Origin of the sequence: Rhodococcus sp. CX (genome assembly GCF_015865005.1) — a bacterium.
Taxonomy (GTDB): domain Bacteria; phylum Actinomycetota; class Actinomycetes; order Mycobacteriales; family Mycobacteriaceae; genus Rhodococcus.
In genome coordinates, this window is the sequence record NZ_JADZGH010000249.1 from 1 (window position 1) to 6,640 (window position 6,640).

At 67.7% G+C, this 6,640-nt stretch carries 7 protein-coding genes; 3 read left to right on the forward strand and 4 right to left on the reverse strand.

Going from position 1 to position 6,640, the window contains the following annotated elements; all coding sequences use genetic code 11:
* Together I0Q12_RS26770 and I0Q12_RS26775 are read left to right on the forward strand one after the other, a co-directional pair.
* Window positions 1–844: ParB/RepB/Spo0J family partition protein (locus I0Q12_RS26770; protein WP_197256359.1), on the forward strand; the 844-nt coding region annotated here is incomplete at its 5' end.
* A gap of 57 nt (window positions 845–901) precedes the next feature.
* The gene (locus I0Q12_RS26775) at window positions 902–1,597 is read left to right on the forward strand and encodes a GNAT family N-acetyltransferase (protein WP_197256361.1); all 696 of its coding nucleotides are present in this window, start codon (window positions 902–904) and stop codon (window positions 1,595–1,597) included.
* 81 nt (window positions 1,598–1,678) lie between these two features.
* Here I0Q12_RS26775 and I0Q12_RS26780 read toward each other — a convergent pair whose 3' ends face one another.
* From I0Q12_RS26780 to I0Q12_RS26795, 4 genes are all read right to left on the reverse strand, one after another.
* Window positions 1,679–2,854: an N-acetylmuramoyl-L-alanine amidase gene (locus tag I0Q12_RS26780; RefSeq protein ID WP_197256363.1), complete on the reverse strand. Its 1,176-nt coding sequence runs from the start codon at window positions 2,852–2,854 to the stop codon at window positions 1,679–1,681.
* Window positions 2,855–3,004: 150 nt separating this feature from the next.
* Complete coding sequence (trxA, locus tag I0Q12_RS26785; RefSeq protein WP_197256365.1) at window positions 3,005–3,328, reverse strand: thioredoxin; 324 nt, start codon at window positions 3,326–3,328, stop codon at window positions 3,005–3,007.
* Between the two features lie 86 nt (window positions 3,329–3,414).
* Entirely contained in the window at window positions 3,415–4,383 is a 969-nt protein-coding gene (gene trxB / locus I0Q12_RS26790) for a thioredoxin-disulfide reductase (protein WP_197256367.1), read from the reverse strand.
* Between the two features lie 262 nt (window positions 4,384–4,645).
* Complete coding sequence (locus I0Q12_RS26795; protein ID WP_197256369.1) at window positions 4,646–5,845, reverse strand: NADH:flavin oxidoreductase; 1,200 nt, start codon at window positions 5,843–5,845, stop codon at window positions 4,646–4,648.
* A gap of 97 nt (window positions 5,846–5,942) precedes the next feature.
* On the opposite strand from I0Q12_RS26795, the gene I0Q12_RS26800 reads away from it, so the two are divergent.
* Window positions 5,943–6,497, forward strand: coding sequence for a TetR family transcriptional regulator (locus tag I0Q12_RS26800; RefSeq protein WP_197256371.1), 555 nt, complete (start codon window positions 5,943–5,945; stop codon window positions 6,495–6,497).
* Window positions 6,498–6,640: the final 143 nt, after the last annotated feature.

Below are 6,640 nucleotides of genomic sequence, written 5' to 3' on the forward strand. Positions count from 1 at the left end.
TGCTTCGACGGAGCAGCCCCTCCCCTCCCCCACCGGAGCGGTGTACGTCGAGGTGCCGATCGACCGGATCGAGGCCAACCCGAAGCAGCCGCGTCAGGTGTTCGACGAGGAGGCCCTCGCCGAGCTGGTCCATTCGATCCGCGAATTCGGGCTCATGCAGCCCATCGTGGTCCGCCGCACGGAGGGCGACCGCTTCCAGCTCGTCATGGGCGAGCGCCGCTGGCGGGCCTGCCAGGAGGTCGGCCTGGAAACGGTCCCGGCCATCGTCCGCGACACCGACGACGACGCGCTGCTGCGCGACGCGCTGCTCGAGAACATCCACCGCGTCCAGCTCAACCCGCTCGAGGAAGCCGCCGCGTATCAGCAGCTGCTCGAAGAGTTCGAGGTGACCCACGAGGAACTGGCGTCGCGTATCGGACGGTCGCGGCCCGTCGTGACCAACATGATCCGTCTCCTCAAGCTTCCGGTCGCGGTGCAGCGCCGGGTCGCCGCCGGAGTCCTGTCCGCCGGGCACGCGCGGGCGCTGTTGTCTCTGGAGGCCGGTGCCGACGCTCAGGAGGCCCTGGCGGCCCGCATCGTCGCGGAGGGCATGTCGGTGCGTGCCACCGAGGAGGCGGTGATGCTCGCGAACCGCGGTGACGGTCCCACCGCCGCGCCGCAGCGTCGCAAGCCGATCCAGATGCCCGGTCTGCAGGATGTCGCGGAGCGGCTGTCGAACTCGTTCGACACCCGCGTCACCGTGAGCCTCGGCAAGCGCAAAGGCAAGATCGTCGTCGAGTTCGGATCGGTCGACGATCTGCAGCGCATCGTGACGATGATGGAGTCCCAGGTCGATCCTTCTTGACGGGCCGCCCATGCAGGACGACAGTCGAGAATACGGACGTGGAGGCGAAGTAGACCGGTGTCGACTCGAGTCACATCACTCACGCTGAGTGGAATCGACCAGTTGCCGGCGCACGCGCGGCGCTGTGTGTTCTGGGAGATGGATCCGGGGGCGGTCCGCGGTGCGCGCGATTTCTGCGATCCGGAGTTCGAAAAGGAAGCGTGGCTGTCGATGGTCATGCTGCAGTGGGGTTCGTGCGCGCAGCTCGCGACGGTCGACGACAAACCGGCCGGCTGCGCGTTCTATGCTCCGCCCAACATGGTTCCGCGCGCGCAGCTGTTCCCGACCTCGCCGGTCAGCGCCGACGCGATCCTGCTGACGAGCATGCGGATCGAGCCGTACGCCGACGACCTGGATCTGGGCAGTCAACTGATCCGCGCGGTCGTCGACGATCTGGTCCGGCGCAATGTGCGCGCCCTGGAAGCGTTCGGGATCCGGGCCACCGACGATGCCGAGCAGAACAGCGGGGTGCCGACGGCAACGGCGGCACTCGACTGCTCCCCCCTCGAGTGCATGATCCCCGCCGATTTTCTGGAGGACATGGGCTTCGAGGTGGTTGCCCCGCACCCGCGCTTCCCCCGGTTTCGCCTCGAACTGAATCGGGATCACGGGTGGAAGGAAGAGGTCGAGGCCGCGCTCGACCGGCTGATCGAGGCCGCGTCGATCACCATCGCGGAACTCGACGGGTCCCGCACCCCGGTCGGAGCGCGCTGACGCGAACGCACTGTTTCACGTGAAACAAACACCCCGCCGGCCCGAGGCCGGCGGGGTGTTTCGTATTCGGGCGGACCGCGCTCAGCGGGTCTCGGTGATCGACAGTTCCTCGGCGAGCAACTCGGCGAACGTGTAGGTGCCCGTCGGCTGGTCGTCCTGTCCGAGCAGATACAGACGCTTGACGGCGATGAGGATCGCCTCGGCGATGACGTCGCGCGATCGGGGATCCGAAAGCAGCGCCGCGTCCTGCGAGTTGGTGAGGTAACCGAGGTCGATCTGCACCGTGGGCATGTTGGTCAGTCGCAGCAGGTCCCACGTGCGGCCGTGGCTGCGGCAGTCCTGCAGCGAGGTGCGGGCGACGATCTCACGCTGGATGTAGCCGGTGAGGACCTGACCGATCATCGACTCCGAGCCGTGCGCGTTGCCGTAGTGGAAGCTGGCGATGCCGCGCGCCGCCGGGTTGGGGCTCGAATCGCACCGCAGCGAGATCATCAGGTCCGCGCCGAACGCATTCGAGGTGCCGGCGCGTTCGATGTCCGTCGGGTTCGCGTGGTACGGCCGCGACAGGAACGTCTCCATGCCGGTGGCGGCCATCCGCCCTTCCAACCGGCGGGCGAGGTCCCACAGGATGTCCGCCTCGGAGATCACACCGTGGCGGCTGCGCACGATCACGCCGTGATCCTTGCCGCCGAGACCGGGATCGATCACGATCCGCTTGCCGCTGAGTTGCGGGCCGGAGCGGCGGACGATTTCCTCTTCGCTGATCGCGTGCGGTGAACCACCGGAGACGCGGGTGCCGAGCAGTTCCAGCGCGCGCAGTGTCTCCGGGCCGCAGATGCCGTCCGAGGCGAGGCCGATCTCCCGCTGGAAGGAGCTGAGCGCCTCGTGGGTGCGGGGCCCGAAGTAGCCGTCTACCCGGTCCACGTAGAACCCGAGGTCCTGCAGACGGGTCTGCAGCGCGGCAACGTCGTCCCCGTACAGCGGAGCCGACAGTTGGTAGATGAGTGTGCGGGCGCCGAGCCGGTACGACGCCTCCTTCAGCGACCGGTAGGTCGCGGGGCCGACGATCCCGTCGACGAGCAGCCCCCGCTGCTGCTGGAAGGCGCGCACGGCACCGTCGAGTTCACGGTCGAAGACGACGTCGGAGCCGACCCAGTCCCGCGAAGCGGTGGCGTCGTGGAGGAAGCCCAAACCGGCAAGAGTGCTGCGGATCTCGGCGACAGCGGGGCCGTGGTCGCCGTGACGCAGTCGGTGCATGTCTCGGGCCTTTCCGTGCTGACCTGATGGTGCCCGCAGGGCAGGCCGCATCGCTCGATTGTCGCAGATGCGCCCGGAACAGGAGAAATCCGGGCGCATCCGTGGCGAAGGTGTTGTGTCCTTCGCCGGGCGTCGATCGGTGGGACGCTACTACAGAACGTCACCCAGGTCGCGCAGAAGCGCCGCCTTGCCCTTGGCGCCGACGATCGTCTTCACCGGCTTGCCACCGGAGAACAGGATCATCGTGGGAATCGACATCACCTTGTAGTCCTGGGCCGAGGTGGGGTTCGCGTCGATGTCGAGCTTCGCGACGGTCAGCTTGTCGCTGTGCTCACCGGCGATCTCCTCGAGGACCGGGGCGACCATCTTGCACGGGCCGCACCAGGTGGCCCAGAAATCGACGAGGACCGGCTTCTCGGACTGCAGAACGTCCTCGACGAACGAGGAATCGGTGATGGTGATGGTGTTGGCCACGATGTCTCCTAGAAATTCGGATGGGCGAAGCGGGGGTGTCAGGCCTCTGCCGAGGCTGTCGATCAGGCCTCTGCCGAGGCTGTCGATCAGGCCTCTGCCGAGGCTGTGGACAGGTCGGCGGCCGCATGCTCGGCGAGCCAGCGCTCGGCGTCGATGGACGCGGAGCAGCCGGTGCCGGCCGCGGTGATGGCCTGCCGGTAGGTGCGGTCGACGAGGTCGCCGGCGGCGAACACGCCCGGGACGGACGTGGCCGTGGTCGGCGACTGCACGAGCACGTAGCCGGCGGCGTCGCGGTCGACCTGACCGGCGACGAGGGAGCTGCGCGGGTCGTGTCCGACCGCGACGAACAGGCCCGTGACGGCCAGGTCGCTGCGCTCGCCGGTCACGGTGTCCTCGAGGACGAGGTTGGTGACGCTGTTCTCGCCCTGCACCTCGACGACCTGCGCGTTGGTGACGAAGCGGATCTTCTCGTTGGCGCGGGCACGCTCGAGCATGATCTTCGATGCGCGGAACTCGTCGCGGCGGTGGATCAGCGTGACGCTGCGCGCGAAGCGGGTGAGGAAGGTGGCCTCCTCCATGGCGGAGTCCCCGCCGCCGACCACGGCGATGTCCTGGTCGCGGAAGAAGAAGCCGTCGCAGGTTGCGCACGCACTGACGCCGCGGCCGAGCAGCCGCTCCTCGCCCGGGACGCCGAGGTAGCGCGGCTCCGCGCCCATCGCCAGGATGATCGCGCGGGCCTGGTAGGTCTCACCGTTCGCGACGACCGTCTTGACCGGACCCGTGACGTCCAGTTCGTCGACGTCCTCGGTGCGGATGTCGGCGCCGAAGCGCAGCGCCTGCTCACGCATCTGCTCCATGAGCTCGGGGCCCATGATGCCGTCCTTGAAACCGGGGAAGTTCTCGACCTCGGTCGTGGTCATGAGGGAGCCACCGAACTGGGTGCCTTCGAAGACGAGGGGCGCGAGTTCGGCGCGGGCTGCGTACACCGCGGCCGTATATCCGGCCGGTCCCGAACCGACGATGATGAGGTCGTGAATCGTGGGCGGAGTGGTCATTCGGGCCTTCCGGTTCGTCTGTGACTGGTGGTGCGATGCGCGTCGGTGTGCAGCAACGAAAGAAACAACACCAGGGTAAAGGGTGTTGTTCCGCCCGCGCCGTGCGTCACACCACACTCTGTCCGTTCGGGCCCGTTCGTCGTCCGCTGCCGGGGCGGAACCACTCCCCTCCCCCACCGTGCAGTGACACCGCTGCCACCGTGCAGTGACACCGCTGCCTCCGTCCGCAGGCGGGCAGTGGCAGCGGTGTCGCGGAAACGGATCAGACCGTCTGGGGTGCCTCGCGGAGCGCTTCGCGGATCACGCAGTGGGTGCCGGAGTAGATGGTCGGCATGCACTTGTTGCAGTGGATGCACAGACCTTCGTCGGCCTTCTTGTCCCGGAACTTGTTGACGACGTCGGGGTCGCGCAGCAGTGCCCGGCCCATCGCGACGAAGTCGAATCCCTCCTCGAGGGCGTTCTCGATGGTGTCGAGCCGGTTGATGCCGCCGAGCAGGATGATCGGCAGTTTCAGTTCGGAGCGGAACTGGCGCGCTTCCTTCAGGAAGAAGCCTTCCTCGAAGGGGTAGGTCGGGAAGATCTTGGGACCGTAGAACTTGAGACCCCAGCCCACGATCTTCGGCTGCGAGGCCACGAACTCCTTCAGCGGGACCTCGCCGCGGAAGAAGTACATGCCGTTGAGCAGCGAGCTGCCGCCGGTCAGTTCCATCGCGTCGATGTGGCCGTCGGCTTCGATCATCTTGGCGATGGGCAGCGACTCGTCGAGCCACAGGCCCTGGGGGACGCCGTCGGTCATGTTGAACTTCGCGATGACCGCGACCTTGTCCCCGACGGCCTTGCGCACGGCTTCGAGCACGCGGCGCGGGTACGCGCTGCGCTTCTCGAGGGATCCCCCGTAACGGTCGGTGCGCTTGTTGAGGTTGGGGCTCATGAACGAGCTGAGCAGATAGTTGTGCCCGAGGTGCACCTCGACGGCGTCGAAGCCGGCCTCGACGGCGTTGCGGGCGGCGTTCTCGTAGTCCTCGACGACACGGTCGAGCTGTTCGAGGGAGGCCCCGCGGACCAGGCCCATTCCGGGCGCGCTGATGCGGGTGGACGGGGCAAGCGATTTGGTGCCGTTGGAGATCTGGTTGGCGACGAGGCCCGCGTGGCCGACCTGGGCGGAGGCGAGGCCGCCTTCGGCGTGCACGGCGTCGGTGAGGCGGCGCAGTCCGGGGATGCTCTCGCGGTCGAGGACGACGGTGTCGCGATGGACGCGACCTCCCGGGGAGACCGAGCAGTAGGCGACGGTGGTCAGCGCCGTGCCCCCGCGAGCCACCTCGGCGTGGAATTCGACGAGTTCGTCGGTGATCGCGCCGAGCGGCATGACCCCTTCGAAGGTGGCCGCCTTGACGATGCGGTTACGGAGCGTGAGTGGTCCGAGTCGAGCCGGTTCGAACACTTGGGGTCGCGACGGAGACATGGCCCTACTTTCGATGCCAGTGGTATCGTAATTGCCGTTCAACTATAGCCCTGCGCGATGGTCTGGATCACATCGCATACGGAAAGATACAACCTGTATGTCGCTGGCCGCACCCGGACGCCCCCGCGAACCCCGAATCGACGCCGAAGTCCTGGCCGTGACCCGAGAAATGCTGGTCGAGGTCGGCTGGGAACGTCTGAGCATGCGGGGCATCGCCGCCCGCGCCGGCGTCGGCCGCGCCGCCCTGACCCGCCGCTGGCCGAGCAAGGAACATCTCGTGCTCGACGCACTGCTCGGTTCCGCGCCGGATCTCGAACCGTACGACGGCATCGATCGGCGCGGATGGATCGAATGGGTGGTCACCGGCAGCGCCGAACTGTTCTCCCGCCCGGACGTGCGGGCCGCGCTCCCCGGACTGCTCACCGCACTCCGCGACCACGAAGATCTGCGGAATACGTTGTGGCGCACCTTCAGTGGCCCGAGTACCGCGTTGTTCTCCGACGGTACCGACCGGGACCCCCTCGATGCGCTCGCCGTTCTCGTGATGGCCGCGGGCTCCGCGTTGTTCAGCAGCCTCATCGCCGCGGAGGACGACACGCCCGCGCTGCGGGCCCGGATCCTGGAACTGCTGCTGCCCGTGGCGGATCGCTGACCCCCGACCTCACCCGATCGAGGTCACGTACAGCGTTTCGGGATGTGTTGCATCGCAACCTGTTCCGACGACCACGGCGGTGAGCTGCGGCGGGACCCCGCCCGGCACCAGCAGCACGACCGCGTCCCGGTCGCCGTACTCGA